Annotated in this window: 18 protein-coding genes; 8 read left to right on the forward strand and 10 right to left on the reverse strand. The window is 68.8% G+C overall.

Annotation, left to right across the window (positions count from 1 at the left end):
* Positions 1-598: 598 nt before the first annotated feature.
* From AB0F41_RS25270 to AB0F41_RS25285, 4 genes are all read right to left on the reverse strand, one after another.
* Entirely contained in the window at positions 599-3,616 is a 3,018-nt protein-coding gene (locus tag AB0F41_RS25270) for a Tn3 family transposase (protein WP_357427874.1), read from the reverse strand.
* 132 nt (positions 3,617-3,748) lie between these two features.
* Complete coding sequence (locus tag AB0F41_RS25275; protein WP_357427876.1) at positions 3,749-4,216, reverse strand: AAA family ATPase; 468 nt, start codon at positions 4,214-4,216, stop codon at positions 3,749-3,751.
* Positions 4,217-4,301: 85 nt separating this feature from the next.
* Positions 4,302-4,505 carry a DUF397 domain-containing protein gene (locus tag AB0F41_RS25280; RefSeq protein ID WP_357427878.1) on the reverse strand — a complete coding sequence of 68 codons (204 nt, stop codon included), beginning with the start codon at positions 4,503-4,505 and terminating at the stop codon, positions 4,302-4,304.
* Positions 4,502-5,383, reverse strand: a complete 882-nt coding sequence (locus AB0F41_RS25285; RefSeq protein ID WP_357427880.1) for a helix-turn-helix transcriptional regulator — start codon at positions 5,381-5,383, stop codon at positions 4,502-4,504. Before AB0F41_RS25285 ends, AB0F41_RS25280 begins: the two co-directional genes overlap by 4 nt.
* 403 nt (positions 5,384-5,786) lie before the next feature.
* Between AB0F41_RS25285 and AB0F41_RS25290 the strand changes: the two genes are divergently transcribed.
* Positions 5,787-6,092, forward strand: a complete 306-nt coding sequence (locus AB0F41_RS25290) for a hypothetical protein (RefSeq protein WP_357427882.1) — start codon at positions 5,787-5,789, stop codon at positions 6,090-6,092.
* Between the two features lie 147 nt (positions 6,093-6,239).
* Entirely contained in the window at positions 6,240-7,232 is a 993-nt protein-coding gene (locus AB0F41_RS25295; protein ID WP_357427884.1) for a hypothetical protein, read from the forward strand.
* 53 nt (positions 7,233-7,285) lie between these two features.
* Here the strand turns inward: AB0F41_RS25295 and ligD are convergent, their stop codons facing one another.
* From ligD to AB0F41_RS25310, 3 genes are all read right to left on the reverse strand, one after another.
* A complete protein-coding gene (gene ligD, locus AB0F41_RS25300) occupies positions 7,286-8,245 on the reverse strand; it encodes a non-homologous end-joining DNA ligase (RefSeq protein WP_357427946.1) in 960 nt (319 codons plus the stop codon).
* A gap of 208 nt (positions 8,246-8,453) precedes the next feature.
* Entirely contained in the window at positions 8,454-10,190 is a 1,737-nt protein-coding gene (locus AB0F41_RS25305; RefSeq protein WP_357427886.1) for a protein kinase, read from the reverse strand.
* A 369-nt stretch (positions 10,191-10,559) separates the two neighbouring features.
* Entirely contained in the window at positions 10,560-11,432 is an 873-nt protein-coding gene (locus AB0F41_RS25310) for a helix-turn-helix transcriptional regulator (protein WP_357427888.1), read from the reverse strand.
* A 101-nt stretch (positions 11,433-11,533) separates the two neighbouring features.
* Here AB0F41_RS25310 and AB0F41_RS25315 point away from each other — a divergent pair, with 101 nt between their 5' ends.
* Positions 11,534-12,289 carry an SDR family oxidoreductase gene (locus tag AB0F41_RS25315; protein WP_357427890.1) on the forward strand — a complete coding sequence of 252 codons (756 nt, stop codon included), beginning with the start codon at positions 11,534-11,536 and terminating at the stop codon, positions 12,287-12,289.
* Positions 12,290-12,502: 213 nt separating this feature from the next.
* On the opposite strand, the gene AB0F41_RS25320 is transcribed toward AB0F41_RS25315, so the two are convergent.
* Positions 12,503-13,027, reverse strand: coding sequence for a hypothetical protein (locus tag AB0F41_RS25320; protein WP_357427892.1), 525 nt, complete (start codon positions 13,025-13,027; stop codon positions 12,503-12,505).
* A 247-nt stretch (positions 13,028-13,274) separates the two neighbouring features.
* Between AB0F41_RS25320 and AB0F41_RS25325 the strand changes: the two genes are divergently transcribed.
* Positions 13,275-13,751, forward strand: coding sequence for a hypothetical protein (locus AB0F41_RS25325; protein ID WP_357427894.1), 477 nt, complete (start codon positions 13,275-13,277; stop codon positions 13,749-13,751).
* Between the two features lie 42 nt (positions 13,752-13,793).
* Here AB0F41_RS25325 and AB0F41_RS25330 read toward each other — a convergent pair whose 3' ends face one another.
* Together AB0F41_RS25330 and AB0F41_RS25335 are read right to left on the reverse strand one after the other, a co-directional pair.
* On the reverse strand, positions 13,794-15,011 hold the full coding sequence (locus AB0F41_RS25330; protein WP_357427896.1) for an RtcB family protein: 1,218 nt from the start codon (positions 15,009-15,011) through the stop codon (positions 13,794-13,796).
* A gap of 106 nt (positions 15,012-15,117) precedes the next feature.
* Complete coding sequence (locus AB0F41_RS25335) at positions 15,118-15,981, reverse strand: ribokinase (protein ID WP_357427898.1); 864 nt, start codon at positions 15,979-15,981, stop codon at positions 15,118-15,120.
* A gap of 241 nt (positions 15,982-16,222) precedes the next feature.
* Here AB0F41_RS25335 and AB0F41_RS25340 point away from each other — a divergent pair, with 241 nt between their 5' ends.
* The 4 genes from AB0F41_RS25340 (at position 16,223) to nadD (ending at position 20,558) form a co-directional block, all read left to right on the forward strand.
* Complete coding sequence (locus AB0F41_RS25340; protein ID WP_357427948.1) at positions 16,223-17,458, forward strand: glutamate-5-semialdehyde dehydrogenase; 1,236 nt, start codon at positions 16,223-16,225, stop codon at positions 17,456-17,458.
* Positions 17,459-17,550: 92 nt separating this feature from the next.
* The gene (locus AB0F41_RS25345) at positions 17,551-18,444 is read left to right on the forward strand and encodes a MoxR family ATPase (RefSeq protein WP_357427900.1); all 894 of its coding nucleotides are present in this window, start codon (positions 17,551-17,553) and stop codon (positions 18,442-18,444) included.
* Between the two features lie 2 nt (positions 18,445-18,446).
* A complete protein-coding gene (locus tag AB0F41_RS25350; protein ID WP_357427902.1) occupies positions 18,447-19,853 on the forward strand; it encodes a VWA domain-containing protein in 1,407 nt (468 codons plus the stop codon).
* A 78-nt stretch (positions 19,854-19,931) separates the two neighbouring features.
* On the forward strand, positions 19,932-20,558 hold the full coding sequence (nadD, locus tag AB0F41_RS25355; RefSeq protein ID WP_357427904.1) for a nicotinate-nucleotide adenylyltransferase: 627 nt from the start codon (positions 19,932-19,934) through the stop codon (positions 20,556-20,558).
* The last annotated feature ends 3 nt before the right edge of the window (positions 20,559-20,561 follow it).

Raw genomic sequence — 20,561 nt, forward strand, 5'->3', positions numbered from 1 at the left:
CCGGACCAGGTGGCATCCTGGCTGCACGATGCCGGATTCGTGGTCGAGGCCCAGATGCTGCTCGACCCGGATGCGAAAGCTCAGCAAGCGATTCTGTTCGCACGCAGTAAGTCCTAACCGCGGGGTCCCCGACGTACACGGCCCGGCGGGAAGCGTGGACCTGGGGTACGCATGTCACCGACCAACGCGACGCCGAACCGCATCGCCCCCACTGGCGCGCCGCCCCTTCGGCGCCGCGGTCACCGGCCGACCCGACGCCCCGCCCGCGCAGTCGCCCCAGGAGCCGGCATGGAATCCCGGCGTCACCCACAGCGAGCCAGAAATACGCCCTGCACGTGTGGACCGGCTGGGTGTGGTGGGTGATCAGCTGGCACACCGGACGCCAATGGGCGGGCATCACCGCCGACAAGCTGCGGATCGGAGTCGAGGGCGCCCCTACTCCTTCGGCTACCTCGCCGGACCGCACTACCCGCGAGCCTGGGACCGCGACTGGCCCCAGGCCGGACGATCCTGCGCGGACCTGATCCCGGACATGACGACCACCGAATGGCTCGACCGCGAGCACACGAACCGGGCCCTGGGGTAACGCCGGGACCGGTCAGAACAGGGTGTCGCGCACCCGCAGCGGCCGGTAGCCCGTCGGGTCGAGGGCGGCGAGTTCGGCGTCGATGTCGACTTCGATCGCGCCGAAGAAGTTGATGTTGGCGCTGTGCGCGGGGCTGATGTGGGCCAGGACCTCGTCGTCGATTCGCTGTCCGGCCCGGCGCATCTGCTCGACCGCGAGGCCGTAGTACTCGGTGGTCCAGGCGATCACGGCGTTGGTGGCCAGGGTCAGACACCACGCCTGCTCGGTCTGGTCGGCGAGCTGGCGGGCGCGGATCGTGCCCTCGTGGGCGTAGAGCAGGTCGCGGCGCAGCGCGTGCAGGGATTCGCCCTTGTTGAGCTGGCGGGCGATCTTGCGCCGGTAGTCCGGCTCGGCGAGGTACTGGGCGGCGTAGATCGTGCGCCGCAGCGCCCCGTACTCCTTCAGGGCCGCTGCCAGGGTGTTCTGGCGACTCGACGCCGAGAGCTTGCCGACGAGCAGGGAGGCGGCGGCGTGCCCGAACTTCAGCGAACCGGCCAACCTGAGCAGATCGTCCCAGTGCCCGGCGATCAGATCCAGGTTGGCCTTGCGGGTCATCAACGGGCCCGCGTGCGGGAACCGGGCCTCGGCGCCCGCGCGCGGACCCGGCCGGTAGAGGGTGATGCGGCCCAGGTCCCGGATCCGGGGCGAGAGCTGCATGCCGAGCAGGTCGAACAGGCCGAAGTTGACCAGGGTGACTCCGTGGGTGTCGGTGGCGTGCTCGGTGATCGGCAGATCGGTGGCGTTGCCCAGGATCTCGTCGAGCACGTAGTGAGCTTCGCGGCGGGTAGCGACGATGATCTTGGTGCCGTAGGTGGCGTGGGTGTCGGTGACGTGGGTGTAGGTCGACAGGCCCTCGTTCGCGAAGTAGCGGCTCATCGGCCGCGCGGTCGTGGACTTCCCGCGTGTCGGGAAGCGCTGCCCATCGCTCGACGACAGCGTCCCGGTGCCGAACACCGGAGTCAGCGGGAGCCGCTGGTGGTAGCCGATGATCACCAGGTTGGCCGCGCGCAGGGTCTCCTCGCGCATATACCATTCGTCGGTCCAGGACAGGATGTCGTAGGAGATGCCGCAGGCCTCGGCCATCCGGGTCAGCCCGAGGTTGGTCGAGTGCGCCAGCAGCACCGCGATCAGGTTGCGTTTCAGCTCCGGGCTGCGGGTGGCCTGGCCGCCGGCGTGGGTGAAGCAGTCCAGGTAGCCGGTGCGTTTGTCCAGCTCGATCAGCAGCGACACGATCGGCGCGAACGGCAGCATCTCGGTCAGCTCCGCCTTGAGTGCGACCGCCTCGGCCGGAACGTCCTCGGCGGTCAGTGGGGAAATGACCAGCTCCCCGGACTCACCGTCCAGCCGCACCGGGCCCTCACCCTCGGCGAGCACCGCTTCGAGTTCACCGACCGCGGTGTGCAGCTCGTCGATGACGGCGGCCAGGGCGACGCCGGGGTCGGCCGGGCGCCCGACCAGACGGCAGAACTCACTGCGCTGTGGTTCCCACTGCTCGGGTGTGAGCAGGTAGGCGGCCGGGTCGGCGTAGCGGCGCGAGCCAGGCACGTACACGTCCCCGCTGCGCAGCCCGTCGCGCAGCCCGAGCAGCACGCACAGCTCCCAGTAGTGCCGGTAGGCGGTGGTGCTGCCGGACTTGCGGGCAGCGTCGAGGTAGCCGCGCCACTTCGCGGGCACGAAGCCGGTCGGGGCCTCGTCGAAGACCTTCCGGCGCCCGGTGGCGTTGAGTTCGCGCAGCATCGCCACCGCGATCAGCAGCTCGGCCGCGGCGGTGCCGCCAGCGAAACCAACCGTCGACAGCACCGCGGGCGTGAACTGGCGCAGGTAGTTGTAGGAGGAGTCCAGCGCGGCCAGATGCCCGTGATCACGCGGCAACCGGGGTTTGGCCTGAGCGATCGCCGCGCGCAGGCGCTCCCACCCGATCGCATCGCCGCGGATCAGCGCGCCGATCTCCTCATCGGCCACCGCCGGGTCGGTGACGATCGCCAGCAGGTCGTCGAGCAGGGCTTGGCGGTCCTCTCCGGAGCGGCCGCGTTCGGCCAGTTCCTGCTGCATTCGGCGTTCGGCGGCACCGAACTTCGCCGAGATCGCCTGATCGAACAACGCCACGACCTCGTCGAGCACGTCGGTGCCCGACTGGGCCAGCACCGTGAGCAGGATCGGGTACCGGCGCTGCGGGTCCCGGCGTTCCAGCGCCTGCGGGGTCAACCGGCGCCCCATCGTGGCCAGGAACCGCCGCCGCTCGGTCGGGAGCACCGACATATCGAGCCGGTCCGCGCCCAGCCCGCGCAGGAACGCCAGCTTGTCGACCTCCGCGCGCACCGCGGCCGCCGACGCCTCCACCGGCCCGGTCGACAGCCACCGCAACCGCGACACCCCCAACGAGGCATCGGTGACCAGCAGCGCGTCCAGCTCGGTGCACCGGGCCGGGGTGAACTCGTGGGCCAGCCGGTCGTAGGTCTCGCGCTGGGCCTGCTCACGGGCATGAGCGATGCGTTCGACCATGCTCACCGGGCCGGGCCGGATCACCCGCGCCGAGATCAGGTACTCACATCCCAACCGGAACAGCAGAGTCGGGGAATCGTGCTCCATCGCCCGTGCGAGCAGGAACTCGTCGAGCTCCTTGAGTTCGAGCGCACCGGCCGCCCGCCAGCCCAGATACTGCGCGACCAGGCGCAGATGATCGGTGCGGGTCTGGGCTCGGCGGCCGTAGGAACGGATCTCGCTACCGTCGAGGCGCAGCTGCTCGGCCAACCTGGCCACCGCGACCGGCGGGGCGCCCACCACGCGGTCCGGCACGAACCCCAGCCATGGCAACGTGCACAACGCGATCGCGATACCGAGCCGATCAGCCGGACCACGCCCGCGCCCCGGATCGACGAACGCCAGATCCGCCGGCGAGAGCGTGAAGAACCGGAACAGCTCTTCGCGGCCGATCTCCGGGAACTCCCGCAGACGCGCCAACTCCTCATCCGCGAACACCCGCGTCGCCACGAAACCGACCTCCCACCAACCAACCACGTTGGGAGCCAGGCCAACCAGTAACCCGCCTCCACCGCAGACCGAACCTGGCCTCACCAGCGGCCAGCTGCGGCTACGCCATATCCGTTGGTTTTTCGGCGGTTACTACCGGAACCCCAGGTCGTAGACGCCGTGGGCATGCACCTGCTCGAGTTGCCTTTCAGCGGTGCCGGGTTCGCGATCTCCGCGGGCGAGTTCACGTCGGCGCAGTTCCGCCGGAGCGCAGTGCACGCCGACGAAGACGACCTCGAGTCCGGCCATGACCTCGAGGCAGTCCCGTAGTCGCCACGGCTCGGACAGGACGTGATCCATCACGATGTGGTTGCCCGCCCGGGCCATACCGGCGACCGCCCGGTGGAACCCGGCCCGGGTGCGCCGGAGTACCTCCTGGTGCGTGGCATTGTCGAGTGCGTGGGTGGCGGCGTCGGCGCGCATGGCGCCGAACATATCGACGCTCATATGGAAGTAGGGCCCCGCCAGGTCGATCAGCAACTGCCGCGCGAGACTCGATTTGCCCGCACTCGACACTCCGTTGAGCAGGATGATCCACCCTGGTGGCACCGCCGGTTCCACGGGCGACTCCTCCTCGGTACACGGCCACGAACATACAAACCGGCGTCGTGCCGGTGTGTGCAAGCCCGGGTGCCGCCCCGGCTTGCTAGCGGCCGAATCCTCCGCCCTGGATGGAGGTGGTGAATGCGTCCCACTCGGCCGGGGTGAAAACAAGGGCGGGGCCGGTGGGGTTCTTGGAGTCGCGGACACCGACCGCTCCGCCGTCGAGGAACGCGGCCTCGACGCAGTCCTTATCGGCCGCGCTGCGGCTCGACTTGAACCAGGTCGCCCGCGAGAGGTCGGTATTCACGCTTGGTACTCCCTTGCTGCTATCCGTCTCACCAGGCGCTTGCTGGATGCAACGTCGAGCGACGATTGCCGGATGGCGTCGTACGCCTGACGATACCGGTTCACATCCTTGGGTCGCTCGAGGTACAAATCACCGGCATAGGACTCGACGTATACGACCGTGGGCGACACCTCGCGGCCTCTGGTGTCCTCGCCGAATTCCAGGATCGTGAATGGTCCGGTCGATGCGCCTACGGGAAATCCCGCCGAGAACGGGAGCACGGATACTGTGACGTTGGCTGGCATATTCGCTAGGCGATTCAGTTGCTCTCGCATCACCTTCGAGCCGCCGACGGTGGTGTGCAGGACCGATTCGTGCACCACCAAGTCGACAAGGGCCGGTTTGGTTTTGCGGGTGATCAGCGCCTGTCGCTTCTTCTTCAGTTGGATACGCCGGTCCCGTGCCTCGTCGCTCACGTCCGGCAGATAGATGCGATCGAGCGCGCGGGCATAATCCGGAGTCTGGAACAGGCCGGACAACATATCCGGTCGGTAGATGGTGAGCTTCTTGGCCGAGGATTCGAATCCGACGTACAGGTCGAAATTGCGGGACATGACATCGTCGAATGCCTGCCACCAGCTCTTACCCGCCGACTGTCGCGCCAGGCCGACCAATCCCGCGACGGTCTCGGAGTCGTCTATGCCGTAGATACGGCACAGCGCTTCGACATCCGGTACGCGCACACCCGTGAGACCGCGTTCTATCCGGGACAACGTACTGACCGATAGTTGCAGTAGCGGTGCCACGTCTTCGAGGTTCATATTGATGCCTTCCCGGGCTTCCCGGAGATATCGGCCGAGTTGACGGCGCGGCAGTGTCGTCGAACTGTCTTCGGGCACAGGGGTTCCTCACTTTGCCTCGTGAGCGACGGTCGTTTGCGCGCTGCAAACCCTCTGTGCGCCGTGTGACAACCGCTCTGGGAATTCGGGAATACTTCCGCGCAATTGCAGATCGCGCTTGTGTGGGCTGTTCGTCCGGTGATGTTCTGGATTCACCCCGGCAGCCAGAAACTCGGATCGGTAAGCCGCCCAACAAGATCCCCATCCCAGGTGCGACTGGTTCGAGAATACCGCTATTCACCAGGCGATCAAGCGGTAGGGACTCGATGTCACCTTCTGGCCGCCGGGCCCACCTCACCCCTCGACAGGGAGTCGCAGCGATGACACATGATGCTCGCGCGTGGGCGGTGCCCGCGCACGGTCGGCCGGTACTCGGCGACGGCCGCGGCGAGGTCGTGGCCCGATGATGCCGCCGATCGCGTTCGGCTGGATCGATGTGGAGGTCAGCCGGTCGTGGGAGTGGGAATTCGCCCAGGTCCAACGGCTGGCGCGGCGATTGGGATATCGGCTGGTCTGGGCGAGTGCGGAATCCGTCCTGCCGGTCGCCGAGCAGGCGCGCGGCGCCGGCGCCGAGGTGGTGATCGTGCCCGCGCCCGACCATCTGGGCCCGATCGCTCTGAACGCGGTCATGGGTGTCGCGGACGTGGAAACCGTATTGCCGCGACTGAGTTTCGCCCGTTGGCGACTGACCGAAGGTGTCCGGCCGTGAGCGCGGCGGTGGTGATCGGATACGTGATCGCGATAGGGCTGCCGTTGGGGGTGATCGCCGCGACGATCTGGTGGCCGCGGTGACCGGCCGCGACCAGGCGTGAAAGCATCGACTGGAGGTTGCGATGCAACTGCTTAGGATCAGCGTATGACCGATCCCACGTGTCATCGGCTCGATCACCTGCGCCACGCAGTGAGTAGCCGGTTGGCCGGCTGGCGCATCGTGACCGACGGGGACACCGTCGGGTTCACAGACGGACAGCCGACACCGGTCTCGGCGACGGTCTCCAAGTCGTCCGCGATAGATTCTGGCAGGGAAATTCGGGCAGAAGTCGGCCTCCGGCGCGTCGGCGACGATGGCTCGTTCCCCGATTCCTCATCTATCAAGATGCTTCGCCTGACGATCTCGTCGACAACCGTTCCGAGCACCGGCACCGGCCGGAGCCTGGTCGGTGGGCTGCGTGTAGACGAGGCAACCGCATGGCGTAATCACCTGCTGCCGCAGTTCGATGAATGCTATTTACTCGAAGACCCCGAACAGGCGAATGCCAGGATGTCGCCTGTCTGGTATTTCGCAATCTTGCTGCGCGGATCTGGTGGTCCTCCGATCGCGGCACCGCAAGATTTCGATTGGGCCGCTCACAGGGTGCGGTACCGGGGTCTGCGCGTGTCACTGATCGATCGGGACGGTACCCGCGTCCGAACAATCTATGAGAACCCGCGTTTCCCCGCGTATTACCTTCCTTATACCGAGTCACGCGGGACTTATTGGGACATCCAGGTGCGCGAGCCGCCGGCGCACGCCGGGATCGGCCGCGGCTTCGGCGCTCTGTCCAAAGCGATCGCACGCCGGGCAGCGCTCGGCGCCGATTTCCGTCCCCTGGCCCTGAACTGGCAGGAAGCCCGGACCGCGGAGCTGCTGCTGCGGGACGAAAGCACGCAAAGCTGTTACCGAATGGAGCTGACGATACCGGGCGACGACGATCTCGATAGCGGGACATATCTCCTGCCCGGCGGTCTTGGAGACCCGCCGGCACGGCTCGTCAGCCCGGTTCAATACGCCGCAGGAGAGTTGGCCCGGTTGCGCGGTTACGGCCGAAGCGGAATGGAACTATGGGGGCACAGCTCGCCCTGCCCATGAACCGTGCCGGACCTCGCAGGAAGTCCACCAGCAGTTCAGAGGTTGAACTCGAGCTAATTCTCCGTATCCGCGTCCTCGTCGAGGTCCACCTCGTCGCGGTCGGCCCACTCGATCAGGGTGGTCAGGTCGAAGACCGCGTCGTCGATACCCGCGTGCAGGTCACCGAGGCGGCGATAACGGTCGGGGACGGTGGCGATCGTGAAATCCCGGGGCTCTATATCCGGGATCTCGTCCCAGCCCACGGGGGTGGAAACGGTCGCCGCGGGGACGCCGCGCACGGAGTAGGCGGCGGCGATGGTGTGGTCTCGGGCGTTCTGGTTGTAGTCGACGAACAGCAGGGCCGGATCGCGGTCGCGCCGCCACCAGGCGGTGGTCACATCGTCGGGGGCGCGGCGCTCGACCTCCTTCGCGAAGGCCAGCGCCGCCCGCCGCACCTGCTGGAAGCCGTAGTCGGGTGCGATCCGGACATACACGTGCAGCCCCTTGCCGCCGGATGTCTTCGGCCAGCCCACCGCCCCGATCTCGGCCAGCACCTCCCGCACCACCCCGGCCACTCGCTGCACCCGCGACCACGGGCAGTCCGGCATCGGGTCCAGGTCGATCCGCCATTCGTCCGGGCTCTCGGTATCGGCGCGCCGGGAGTTCCACGGATGGAACTCGACCGTGGACATCTGCACCGCCCACACCACATCGGCCAGCTCTCGCACACAGAGTTCGTCGGCGTGCCGGTTGTAGCGCGGAAAGAACACCCGCACCGTGGGCACCCAGTCCGGCGCACCGGCCGGTAACCGCTTCTGATGCACCTTGTCGCCCGCGAGCCCCTTCGGGAATCGGTGCAGCATGCACGGCCGGTCCCGCAGGGCGTTGACTATTCCGTCGCCCACGCTCAGGTAGTACTGCACCAGATCCAGCTTGGTGGCACCCGACTCCGGGAAATACACCCGGTCGGGGTTCGAGATCCGCACCACGCGATCGCCGACTGCGAGCTCCACCGCGCCCGTGCTGCCGCCCATCTTCCGACGATAGCGCCGGACCCGGGCACGTGCCGCCCGACGCGCGGCGCCGGCCGCGGCCGCCGAGTCGCCCTCGCGGGATCGGCGCCGGTAGACCTCCCGGCGCCCGGCCGTCTCGTCACGGGCGTCGGCGACCGCGAGGACGGCCATCCACTGGATCGGCGGGCGTCCCCCCGTCGCGGAAAGCGGAGGCGGCGGCAGATGCGCGTCAGTTCCCCAGTGGGGCCCGTTTCCACCACTGGTTGAGCAGCGCGTCGACCGTATGGCCGGGCCATCGGGCCACCACCACGAAGCGGGTGTAGGCCGGGCCGGGGAAGTAGGTCCACACATAGGTCGAGGTGTGGGTATCGCGGCGGTAGTCCACGCCCGCGCAGGTCACCACCCGCAAGGTTTTCCCGGTTCTGGGATGGTCCATGTTCTGGTCGCGGGGCTGGCAGCCCTCCGACATCGTGGTGATCAGCTGGTCGAGCCTGCGCCCGGCCTGCGCCGTCCCGGCCCGGTCGAGGATATCGAAACTGAGTGTGTCGGTTCCGTTCTCGTCCATCGGCAGGTAGCAGGAGATCCGGGCGAAGTCCCGGTAGGCGCGTCGCTCGGCGGAGCCCGGATCGTTTTCGGTACAGGTCGCGCCCTGCCAACCGGTATTCGCGTTCTTATCGCCGACGAGGTCGGGGAAGGCGGTAGCCGCGGCCCGGTGCCGGTCGTCCCATCCGGGTGTCGAGGCTCCGCCGGGTGCCGCGGCCTCGCCGGACACCGGAGCGGCGCCGCCCGCGTCGTCACCGAATGTGTCCGTACCCGCGATCAGGAAACCGGCCGCCGCGATGATCACCGCCGCGACCGCCGCGGCGGCGACGACGAGCGGGGAGGTGCGCCGGGATCGAGGTCCTGCCGCCTCCGGCGGAGTCGCCGGGGACACCGCGGTCGTATCTGTCGGCGCGGGAGAGGAGGTCTGATCCTCCGGTGCCCGGGCGGGCGGGGTGAGCGACGACGCCGCGGCCCGGGTGGGCGACGAGGTCGTGGGCGAAGCGGGCGAGGACGTCGTGGGCGGGGTGGGCGCCGAGACCGCGGTCGTATTCGCCGGTGTCGGCATTCGTGGAGTCGCCGCCGACTCCGGTGGTACCGGCAGCGCCAGGGCTCGGTGGGCGTCGGCGATGAACTCAGCGCAAGTCGCGTAGCGGTCGTCCGGCTGCTTCGCCAGTGCCTTCGCGAACACCCGATCCAGGACCTGCAAACGCGGAACCAGGTGACCGGGGAGCATGGGCGGGGAATACACATGGGCGTGGGCGAGCGCGATCGGTTCGCTCACCGGATACGGCGGCTGCCCGGTGAGCAGGACGAACAAACTGCAGGCCAGTGAGTACTGATCCGCCCGGTGATCGACCTCCTCGCCGGAAACCTGTTCCGGCGAGATGTAGGCGGCCGTACCGGTCACCGAACCGGTTCTGGTCAACCGGCTGGTGGCATCGCGCAGCCGGGCGATCCCGAAATCGGTGAGCAGTACCCGTTCCGGTTGACCGGGTTCGGCAGGCGTGATCAGGAAATTCGACGGCTTGACGTCCCGGTGCAGGACTCCGGCCCGATGCGCGTGGTCGAGTGCGTCGGCGATCTGCGCCCCGATCCGCAGCGCGCGCTCCGGTTCGACACCGAGGAGGGCCGCGGCGTCACCGCCCGGCACGTATTGCATGGCGATCCAGGGGATCTCGCCCTCGACACCGCGATCGTAGATGGTGACGATGTTCGGATGGTCCAGGCGGGCGGTGAGGTCGGCTTCCAGCGCGAAGCGGTGCCTGGCCTCGTCGTCGGCCATGGTGGGGTCCAGGAGTTTCAGTGCGACCGGCCGCGGCAGACGCGGATCCGCGGCCAGATAGACGATCCCCCAGCCGCCCGCGCCGAGCCGATTCTCGATGGTGTATCCGGCGAATACCTCGCCGGTGCCGAGATCGTTCATCGTCCCCTTCGAATCCCCGGGCGACTCCGTTCGAACAGCACCCGCCGCCGCGATCCCGCGGGATGGGCAGTCGGTTCGCTCGTCTATCGGCCACGTGGTGCGCAAGTTTCCACTGGGCAGGGTAACAGCGCGGTTCCCCGGTGGCCGGTCGGCGGCAACGTCGCGACCGGCCCGGCTGCGGCCGGATCGTGATCGGCGCGCACGAGTGTGCGGGCTAGGGAATCCGGCAGAAAGAGCGCCGAGGGGAAGGAGTCGCCGAGATGCCCACCTACAGCAAACGCCGCGAGCGGGTGCTGTCGGTCGAATCGGCCGAACGCCCGGAGACGTGGGGGCGCCGGGTGGCGACGATAGTCGGCGGGCTGAACCGCACTACGTGCCGGGCTGGGCCGATGTTTCGGTGTCCCGGGATCCGGCCCCGGCGGTACCGGCGACCAGGCTGCCGAGTAGTGCCAGCGAACGCTCCGAGGGCGACCCGGATTCGGCGTGATAGGCGATCAGGAGCTGTCCCGGCGCGCCGTTCACCGCGAAACTCTCGTAGGAAAGGGTCAGGTCGCCCACCGCCTCGTTGTGGAACTCCTTGATTCCCGAGGTTTTGGCCCGCACATCGTGGCGCGCCCACAGCTGCCGGAAGTCCTCGCTCTTGAGGGAGAGTTCGCCGACGAGTTCGGTCAGCCGGGGGTCGTCGAGATCGGTGCCGGCGGTGGCGCGCAGGCTCGCGACCGTCTCCTCGGCGATCCGGCGCCAATTCGGGTAGACCTCGCGGGCACGCGGGTCGAGGAAGACCATCCGCACCTGGTTGACGCCCGGAACCGAGCATTCGTTCACCGCGGCCGCGAGTGGATTGGCGGCCAGCACGTCCATATGCCGCCCCAGGACCAGGGCCGGGGTATGCGACCAGGCATCCATCAACCGGAGCAGACCCGGGGCCACTCGTTCCGGGCGGCGCGGTCCACGCGGGCGGGCCGGTGCCGGCCGCGCCAGTTCGCGCAGATGGGCGGTGCCCGCCTCGTCGAGCGAGAGCACCCTCGCCAGCGCGGCGACCACCTGTTCGGAGGGGTGCCTGTCGCGACCTTGTTCCAGCCGCACGTAATAGTCGGCGCTGACACCCGCGAGCAGTGCGAGCTCCTCGCGGCGCAATCCGGCGACCCGCCGCTGCCCGCCACCGGGGAGTCCGAAATCCTCGGGTTTGACCAGTTCACGGCGGGCCCGCAGGAACGCGCCCAGTCGGTTGTCCGCACTCATGATCCCAGCGTAAGCGCGGGTCGGAGCTGCCGGGTGGCCCCGCGACTACCAGGAAGTCCGCGACCTGGCAGCGATCGGCGCCGCGGCCGAAGGTTGTGGACATGACCAACAACGAGAATCTGAACGGCCGGGTGGCAGTGATCACCGGAGCTTCGAGCGGAATCGGCGCCGCGACCGCGCGGCGGCTGGCGGCCGACGGCGCGAAGGTGGCGCTCCTGGGCCGGCGCAAGGAACGGATCGAAGAACTCGCCGCCGAGATCGGGGCGGGCGCCGTGGCGGTCGTCGCGGACGTGACCGACCGGGATTCGGTGCGGGACGCGGCCGCGACCGTGCGGGCGGCGCTGGGTCCGGTCGACCTGGTGGTCGCCAACGCGGGTGTCATGCTGGGCGCGGCCTTCGAAACGGCGGAAGTGGGTGAGTGGGAGCAGATGGTGGGCACCAATATCACCGGACTGCTGCATACGGCGCGGGCGTTCATCGATGATCTGCTGGCGGCGGCGGACGACGGCGGCAAGGCGGACCTGGTGCTGGTCGGTTCGGTCGGCGGACACGGGATCTTCCCCGAATACGCCGTGTATTCCGCGACCAAGGCCGCGGTGGCCCACCTGACCCGCAATCTGCGTGCCGAATTCGGTCCGCGCGGGGTGCGGGTGAAGAACATCGAACCGGGATTCGTGGGCACCGAACTGGGCGCCGGTATGAGCGATACGAAACAGCTCGCCCAGTTGGCGGAGTGGCGTACGGGGTTCACCATTCTCGAACCCGGCGATATCGCCGACGCCGTCGCCTTCGCCACTTCGGTACCGGCCCGGCTGAATGTGGCCGAACTGATCCTGGTCCCGACTCCGCAGGGCTGAACCGGCCGCGGACACGTCAGGGGCCCGCTCCATCCGGAGCGGGCCCCTGCTGATGGGCTGAGATCCCGTCGAAGTCCAGGCGAGCCCGGTTGTCCGGCGCAGATCGGGCTTGCTATACCTCGGGTCGAGGTCGTCGAGGTCGGCGGTGGCCGGGAGTGCCCTGGGCGAGGCGGCGGGCGCGCGCGACGCGGCACCGCGGATCGTGTGCCGGATTCAGTTGGCAGCGGCGACGGGTCGACTGACCGCGGCGTCGCGGTTTCGTCCCGGGATGGGCAGCGCCTGCGCGACCCACAGCGCCAGCGCGAAATACACGATCTGTTCCGGGATCCGGAACCACAGCGGTGTGGCCGGATCGCCGTTGAGCGGGATGTCCTCCAGGGCCACATGGATATTGGCCGGAATCATCACGACGAGCAGGGCGGCCAGCCCGATCCCCGCCCACCGCCGGGTGGCGGCGAAGACCAGTCCGGCCGCGCCGGCCAACTCCAGTACACCCGTCGCGTAGACGGCGAAATCAGCGAACGGAATGGCCGGCGGCACCATCGCCACCATATCGGCGTGGCTGGGCATCACGGTGACGGAGTCGGGCATGAAATGGGCGAGCCCGGTCATGGTGAAGAGGAAGGCCAGGCCGTGAGCGGCGCTGACCCGCCAGGTCCCGAATCGGCGGACGCCGATGAGGCCCAGCAGGCGCAGCACGAGGGTCGGGACGACGAAGAGCATCAGGGTGTCGAACATGGGGTTCTCCGAAGCGGTGATCGGGTCTCGGCGGGAGTCGGGACAGGTTGTTGTTATCGAATGATAATTTATCGTAAGCATTGACTGATAACAAGATGTTCGATCTCCTGATTCCCTACCCGCCTACCCGGCGGGGGTGCCGAGTGTCGGGGCGGAGACCATTGCGAGGAGTGGGGCGTGCGGCCGTCCGCGCCGGGTATGGAGACAATGACCGCAACCGTGTGGCCAGACGTCCCGAGGAGTGTGGATGACCGACCGTGCCCAGCCGCGTACCACCGAGGTGTCCGCGGGACCGGGGCGGACGGTGCTCGTTTCGCTGCTCGCATCGGTGCTCACGCCGCTCGCCGTCGGAATCGCGGCGAACGGCGCGCTGGGAACCGGGCGCTGGTGGGATACCACCGACCGGTGGCTCGCCCCTTTGCAGTCGGTACTCGGTGCGGGACTGTTGCTGCTGGTTGCGGCGCTGGCCGTCTACGAGCCGGTATCGGCAGTGGTCGCGGGGTTGCTGTGGGGGATCGTGCCCGGCACAGTGCAGATCGCGGCCCCGGGGAGCACTTTCCGGATGGTCTCGGCCCTGCCGGGCATACCCGCCGATCTCGATCGCGCGCTGTACACCTGGCTGTCGAGTGGAGTGGTGCTGCTCGTCGGTGTGCTGCTGTTCGGCGTCGGCGCGGCCGCCGTGCTCTCCCGGCGCCGGGTCGCGATGAACGGCGATCGGGGTTGATCCGGTACGGATAGTGGGCCGGAGACCCGGCCCACTATCCGCTCAGCCCTTCACGCAGAGCACCTGCCGCAGTGTCGCCACCACATCGACCAGATCACGCTGGGCATCGATCACCTGGTCGATGTCCTTGTACGCGGCCGGGATCTCGTCCAGCACGCCCGCGTCCTTACGCGACTCCACGCCCTCGGTCTGGGCGACCAGATCCGCGACGCTGAACTGCCGCTTGGCCGCATTGCGGCTCATCCGCCGGCCCGCACCGTGCGATGCGGACATGAACGAGGCCGGATTGCCTTTACCTCGCACCACATACGAACGGGTCCCCATCGAACCCGGGATGAGCGCCATATCGCCCGCCCCGGCGCGAACCGCGCCCTTACGGGTCACCAGCATGGGTGTGCCGTCGATCTTCTCTTCCGCCACATAGTTGTGATGGCACGAGATCGGCGCGTCGAAACCGACTCCACGCGTAGGGAACTGCGCGCGTACCGCCTCGCACACCAGCGCCAGCATGACCGCCCGGTTGCGGGCCGCGTACTCCTGCGCCCAGGTGAGATCGTGCCGGTAGGCGGCCATCTCCGATGTGTTCGCCAGGAACACCGCCAGATCACGATCGACCAGGTTCTGGTTGTGCGGCAGCTTGCGGGCCACCGCCATATGCCGCTCGGCCAGTTCCTTGCCGATATTGCGGCTACCCGAATGCAGCAGGACCCACACCCGGTCGTCCTGGTCCAGGCAGACCTCGATGAAATGGTTGCCGCCGCCCAGCGACCCCATCTGCTTGTGGGCCTTGGATTCGCGCGGCGCGACCGCGGTGTCCAGGTCATCGAACGCTGACCAGAACCGCTCCCATCCGGTGCGCAGCGTCGCGGTGGCGACCCCGGACCGGTCGTTGACGAGCTTGCGTACCGACACGGGGTTCTTGTGCGCGGCGAAACCGACGGGCACGGCGGCCTCGATCGCCGAACGCAGCGCGCGCAGATCATCGGGGAGATCCGCCGCGGTCAGATCGGTGCGCACACTCTCCATCCCGCAACCGATATCCACTCCGACCGCCGCCGGGGCGACCGCGTCCCGCATGGCGATGACCGAACCGACCGTGGCGCCTTTCCCGAGGTGCACATCCGGCATGACGCGGACGCCGTGGACCCATTCCAGCCGGGCGATATTGCGCAGCTGTTGCAGCGCCGCCGCGTCGATCTCGTTCTCGTGGGCCCACATCAACGTCCGTGCCCGGGTTCCGGACAGCTCGACGGGAAACATCGTTTCGATCCTCTCCTACGCGGCGAACCGATGTCCGCCGCCCGCTTTTCACGGTAGGCCGCGCGGAAGGAGACGGCACTCGAATTTCCGGTCCCGCTGGATACGGTCAGCGTGACAGGGCGGCGTCGATCTCGGTGCGCCAGGGAATCGAGGCGCTGGCACCGAGCGCGGTGGTGGCCAGCGAGCCCGCGACGCACGCGAATCGCAGTGCCTCGGCCGGCCCCTCGGGCCACCGGGCTGCCAGCGCGCCTGTGAACGTATCGCCCGCCCCGGTCGTGTCGACCACCTCGACCGGCGGTCCCGCGACGGTGGTCTCCGCCCGGTCGGGGCCCCGGTATCGGGCGCCGTCACCGCCCAGCGTCACCACCAGATGCGGAACCGGGCCGAGGGCGTCGCCCAGGTGGGCGGCCTCGTCGTGGTTCACCACCGCGATATCCACCTGCGCCCACAGGTCCGGTGCGAGGCGCTGGACCGGCGACGGGTTGAGCATCACGGTGGTGTCGTGGGCGCGGGCGTGACCGATCGCGGCGGCGACCGTCGGCACCGGGACCTCCAGCTGGCACAGCAGGATATCGGCGGCGGCGATCGCGTCCAGATCGGCCGGGGTCGGATCGGTCATCCCGGCGTTGGCGCCGCCTACGACGATGATGGAATTCTCGCCGGTCCCGTCCACCACGATCGAGGCGATACCGCTGGGGCCGTCGAGGGTGCGCAGCCCGGTGGTGTCCACACCGGATTCGGTGAGCACCGCGCGCAGCCGCGGGGCGAACACATCGGTGCCGATCGCACCCAGGAACAGCACATGCCCGCCGGCCCGGCTCGCGGCGATCGCCTGATTGGCGCCCTTGCCGCCGGGCACCATCGTGAAGCCGTTGCCGAGCACCGTCTCGCCGGGGTCGGGGCGCCGGTCGGTGGTGGTCACCAGATCCATGTTGATACTGCCGAGGACGGCGATCAGGGGAGTGCGCACGAGGGAGAACCTAACCCGCCACGGCCCGGCAAAACCGCTTTTCGGGGTGCGTAGTCTGGAGGCCATGACGGCCGAGAACACCGCTGTGTCCGATAACGCTGCGCACACCGGGGCCGACCCGGCCGTGCACACCGGGGCCGACCCGGCCGTGCACACCGGGGCCGACCCGGCCGTGCACACCGGGGCCGACCCGGCCGTGTCGACCGAGGCCGGCCCGGCCGCCGCGCCCGGCGCCCCCGATATGCGGGAGGCCGTGCACGCCGCCGCGCGCCGCGCCCGGGTCGCGTCCCGGACGCTCGCCCAGCTGACCACCGACCGCAAGAACGAGGCGCTGCACGCCGCCGCGGACGCGCTGCTGGCCGCGGCCGACACCGTTCTCGAGGCCAACGGCGAGGACCTGGTCGCCGCGAAAACGGCCGGCACCGAGGACTCCCTGCTGGACCGGCTGCGGCTCACCAAGGACCGGATCGACGGGATCGCCTCCGGGCTGCGCCAGGTGGCCGGTCTACCCGATCCGGTCGGTGTGGTCGAGCGTGGCTCGACCCTGCCCAACGGGCTGGAGATCCGGCAGGTCCGGGTACCGCTCGGGGTGGTCGGGATGGTCTACGAGGCCCGGCCCAACGTCACCGTCGACGCTTTCGGGCTCGCCCTGAAATCCGGCAACGCGGCATTGCTGCGCGGCTCCTCCTCGGCGGCGCGCTCGAACGCGGCCCTGGTCGAGGTGCTGCGCACCGCGCTCACCGCGGTCGGTCTGCCCGCCGACGCCGTCCAGCTGTTGCCCAGCCGGGACCGCTCCAGCGTGACCCATCTGATCCAGGCCCGCGGCCTGGTCGACGTGGTGATCCCGCGCGGCGGCGCCGGCCTGATCAACGCCGTGGTCCGCGACGCCCGGGTGCCGACCATCGAGACGGGCACCGGCAACTGCCACGTCTACGTGCACGCGGCCGCCGACCTCGAGATGGCCGAGCAGATCCTGATCAACGCCAAAACCCGCCGGCCCAGCGTGTGCAATGCCGCCGAAACCGTCCTCATCGACGCCGCCGTCGCCGAGACCGCGCTGCCGCGCCTGTCCAAGGCGCTCGAAGCCAAGGGCGTCACCCTGCACGGCGACCTCGAAGGTATGGTCCCCGCCACCGACGCGGACTGGGCCGAGGAATACCTGACTCTGGATATCGCGGTGAAGATCGTCGACGATCTCGACGCCGCCGTCGAGCACATCAACACCTGGGGCACCGGGCATACCGAGGCCATCGTCACCGGTGAACTGGCCGCCGCCGACGAATTCACCCGCCGGGTCGACGCCGCCGCGGTGATGGTCAACGCCTCCACCGCCTTCACCGACGGCGAACAGTTCGGTTTCGGCGCCGAAATCGGCATCTCCACCCAGAAACTGCACGCGCGCGGCCCGATGGGCCTGCCCGAACTCACCTCCTCGAAATGGGTGGTGCGGGGCTCGGGCCAGATCCGCGGGGTGTAATCGGCGGCCCGCGGGGTTGGCTCCGGGGGACGAGGACCGGTGGCGGCCCGACCGGTAGCGTGGGTAACAGAGTTCGACGGAAGGACGCCCCCATGGAGCCCGCGAGTTCCCCCACCCCGCCGGCCCAGGAGCCGATCTTCTCGTCGGTCGACGATGTGATCGCGCGTCTCGGGCAGACCGGCTATCTGGCCGACAAGGCCACCGCGACCTCGGTGTTCCTGGCCGACCGGCTCGGTAAACCGCTCCTCATCGAGGGTCCTGCCGGTGTCGGAAAAACGGAACTGGCCCGTGCGGTGGCGCAGACCGCGAGCGCGGAGCTGGTGCGGCTGCAGTGCTACGAGGGTGTGGACGAGGCGCGGGCGCTCTACGAATGGAATCACGCCAAGCAGATCCTGCGGATCCAGGCGTCGAGTGAGAACGACTGGGCCGAGACCAAGTCCGATGTCTTCACCGAGGAATTCCTGCTCTCCCGGCCGCTGCTCACCGCGATCCGGCGCACCGACCCCACGGTGCTGCTGATCGACGAAACCGATAAGGCCGACGTCGAGATCGAGGGGCTGCTGCTGGAGGTGCTCAGCGATTTCGCGGTCACCGTTCCGGAGCTGGGCACCATCGTGGCATCCCGGCGGCCGTTCGTGGTCCTCACCTCCAATGCCACCCGGGAGCTGTCGGAGGCGCTGAAACGGCGCTGCCTGTACCTGCACCTGGACTTCCCGGACGAAGATCTGGAGCGGCGCATCCTGGCCAGCCGGGTGCCGGAACTGCCGCAGGCGGTGGCGGCGCAGATGGTGCGGGTCGTGCATGTGCTGCGCGGTATGCCGTTGAAGAAGCTGCCGTCGGTCGCCGAATCGATCGACTGGGCCCGCACCCTGCTGGCCCTGGGGTACACCGAACTCGACGACGCCACCGTGCGCGAAACCCTCGGTGTGGTCCTCAAACACCGCAGCGACCACCAGCGGGCGCTGGCCGATCTGAAACCGGCCTGATCGTGGCGGTCACCGAGGACCGGCCGCTCGCGCCACACGGCCTGCCGGGGCATCTGGTGGGGTTCGTGGAGGCGCTGCGGGCCCGCGGGATTCCGGTGGGACCTTCCGAGACGGTCGACGCGGGCCGGGTGCTGTCGGTGCTGGACCTGCTGGACCGGGAGGCCGTCCGGGAGGGCCTGGCCTGCGCGCTGCTGCGGCGGACCACGCACCGGGCCACCTACGACGGACTGTTCGATCTGTGGTTTCCCGTTGCGATCGGCGAACGCGACGCGGCCGCGGAGGTCGAACTGCCGTATCTGCCCGACGGCCGGCTCGACGTCCCGGAGCTGCGCCGGATGCTGGCCGAAATGCTCGCCGAAGAGGGGTCGGGAGCGCAGCAGGCGCTGATGGCCTCGCAACTGGTGGAGCAGGTCGGTCAGTACCAGTCCGCGCGCGGGCCCTCCTTCTCGTCGTACCAGGCGCTCAAGGAAGTGCAGCCGCAGACGCTGCTCGCCCAGATCCTGGCCGGTATGACCACCCCGGGTATGAGCGATTTCGATACCGAGATCGCCCGGCGGACCGCGCGGACCCGGATCGACAACTTCCGCCGGACGGTGGAGGCCGAGACCCGGCGCCGGGTGGCCGAACGGATCGGCAAGGAGCGGGTCGCCTCCTACGGGGTGCCGCGCCAGGCCGAGGACGTGGACTTCCTGCGGGCCTCGCAGGCCGAACTGGCCGAACTCAAGCGCAGCACCCAGCGTTTGGCCCGGATCCTGGCGTCGCGGCTGGCGGTGCGCCGGCGGCACGCCAAACGGGGCGAGATCGATCTGCGCAAAACGCTGCGCCGGTCGATGTCGACCGGCGGTGTACCGATCGACCTGGTGAACCGCAAACCCCGTCCGGGCCGCCCCGAACTCGTGCTGCTCTGCGATGTATCCGGATCGGTGGCCGGGTTCAGCAATTTCACCCTGCTGCTGGTGAGCGCGCTGCGGGAACAATTCTCGAAGGTGCGGATCTTCGCGTTCGTCGACAACACCGACGAGGTGACCCGATTCTTCGATCCGCACACCCAGCTCGACGAGGCCTTGCAGCGGATCTTCGCGGAGGCCGACATCGTCGGCTTCAACGGCCACTCCGACTACGGCAACGCGCTGACCAGCTTCGCCGCGGATTTCCCGGACGCCGTCACCAGCCGCAGTGCGCTGCTGATCCTGGGCGACGCCCGTACCAATTACCGGGACCCGGAGCTGCAAACCCTGTCCGACCTGGTCGGTATCGCCAAGCACGCGCATTGGCTGAACCCGGAACCGCGCTCGAACTGGGGCTCCGGCGACTCCGCGGCCGACCGATACCAGCAGGTGATCGAGATGCACGAATGCCGCTCGGCGTCCCAGCTCACCGCCGTGGTATCCCAGCTGCTACCGGTCTGAGCGGAACGCGTCGCGGGCGCACCGTTAAGCTCGACACTCATGCGTGGAACAGGCCGGGGTGGACCCAAGATAGGGGTGATGGGCGGGACGTTCGATCCCATCCACCACGGGCACCTGGTCGCGGCCAGTGAGGTCGCCCACCGGTTCGACCTCGACGAGGTCGTCTTCGTGCCCACCGGCCAGCCGTGGCAGAAATCCGGCCGGCAGGTGAGCCCCGCCGAGGACCGCTATCTGATGACGGTGATCGCCACCGCGTCCAACCCGCGGTTCTCGGTGAGCCGGGCCGACGTCGACCGCAGCAAGGTCACCTACACCGTCGACACCCTGCGTGACCTGCACGAACAGCATCCAGGCGCCGAGCTCTACTTCATCACCGGGGCGGACGCGCTGGCCAGCATCCTCACCTGGCAGGATTGGGCGGAACTGTTCGAGCTGGCGAAATTCGTGGGGGTCAACCGGCCGGGCTACGAGCTCAACATCGATCATCTCGCCGAACACCTGCGGGGGATGCCCGACGACGCGGTCACCATGATCGAGGTCCCCGCGCTGGCGATCTCGTCCAGCGAATGCCGCCGCCGCGCGGCCGAGGGCCGGCCCGTCTGGTATCTCGTCCCGGACGGGGTGGTGCAGTACATATCGAAGCGGCACCTCTACGTGCCCGCACAATCGGAAGGTAATGGAAGCGTGAACGAGGTGCTGGCATGAGCG

This window comes from Nocardia sp. NPDC024068 (genome assembly GCF_040638875.1).
GTDB lineage: Bacteria > Actinomycetota > Actinomycetes > Mycobacteriales > Mycobacteriaceae > Nocardia.

What these genes read in the sequence shown, in the direction of transcription:
- AB0F41_RS25290 (WP_357427882.1), top strand. Translation starts at nt 5,787, where the DNA reads ATGATGCCGCCGATCGCGTTCGGCTGGATCGATGTGGAGGTCAGCCGG.
- AB0F41_RS25295 (WP_357427884.1), top strand. Translation starts at nt 6,240, where the DNA reads ATGACCGATCCCACGTGTCATCGGCTCGATCACCTGCGCCACGCAGTG.
- ligD (WP_357427946.1), bottom strand. Translation starts at nt 8,245, where the DNA reads ATGGGCGGCAGCACGGGCGCGGTGGAGCTCGCAGTCGGCGATCGCGTG.
- AB0F41_RS25305 (WP_357427886.1), bottom strand. Translation starts at nt 10,190, where the DNA reads ATGAACGATCTCGGCACCGGCGAGGTATTCGCCGGATACACCATCGAG.
- AB0F41_RS25310 (WP_357427888.1), bottom strand. Translation starts at nt 11,432, where the DNA reads ATGAGTGCGGACAACCGACTGGGCGCGTTCCTGCGGGCCCGCCGTGAA.
- AB0F41_RS25315 (WP_357427890.1), top strand. Translation starts at nt 11,534, where the DNA reads ATGACCAACAACGAGAATCTGAACGGCCGGGTGGCAGTGATCACCGGA.
- AB0F41_RS25320 (WP_357427892.1), bottom strand. Translation starts at nt 13,027, where the DNA reads ATGTTCGACACCCTGATGCTCTTCGTCGTCCCGACCCTCGTGCTGCGC.
- AB0F41_RS25325 (WP_357427894.1), top strand. Translation starts at nt 13,275, where the DNA reads ATGACCGACCGTGCCCAGCCGCGTACCACCGAGGTGTCCGCGGGACCG.
- AB0F41_RS25330 (WP_357427896.1), bottom strand. Translation starts at nt 15,011, where the DNA reads ATGTTTCCCGTCGAGCTGTCCGGAACCCGGGCACGGACGTTGATGTGG.
- AB0F41_RS25340 (WP_357427948.1), top strand. Translation starts at nt 16,223, where the DNA reads ATGCGGGAGGCCGTGCACGCCGCCGCGCGCCGCGCCCGGGTCGCGTCC.
- AB0F41_RS25345 (WP_357427900.1), top strand. Translation starts at nt 17,551, where the DNA reads ATGGAGCCCGCGAGTTCCCCCACCCCGCCGGCCCAGGAGCCGATCTTC.
- nadD (WP_357427904.1), top strand. Translation starts at nt 19,932, where the DNA reads ATGGGCGGGACGTTCGATCCCATCCACCACGGGCACCTGGTCGCGGCC.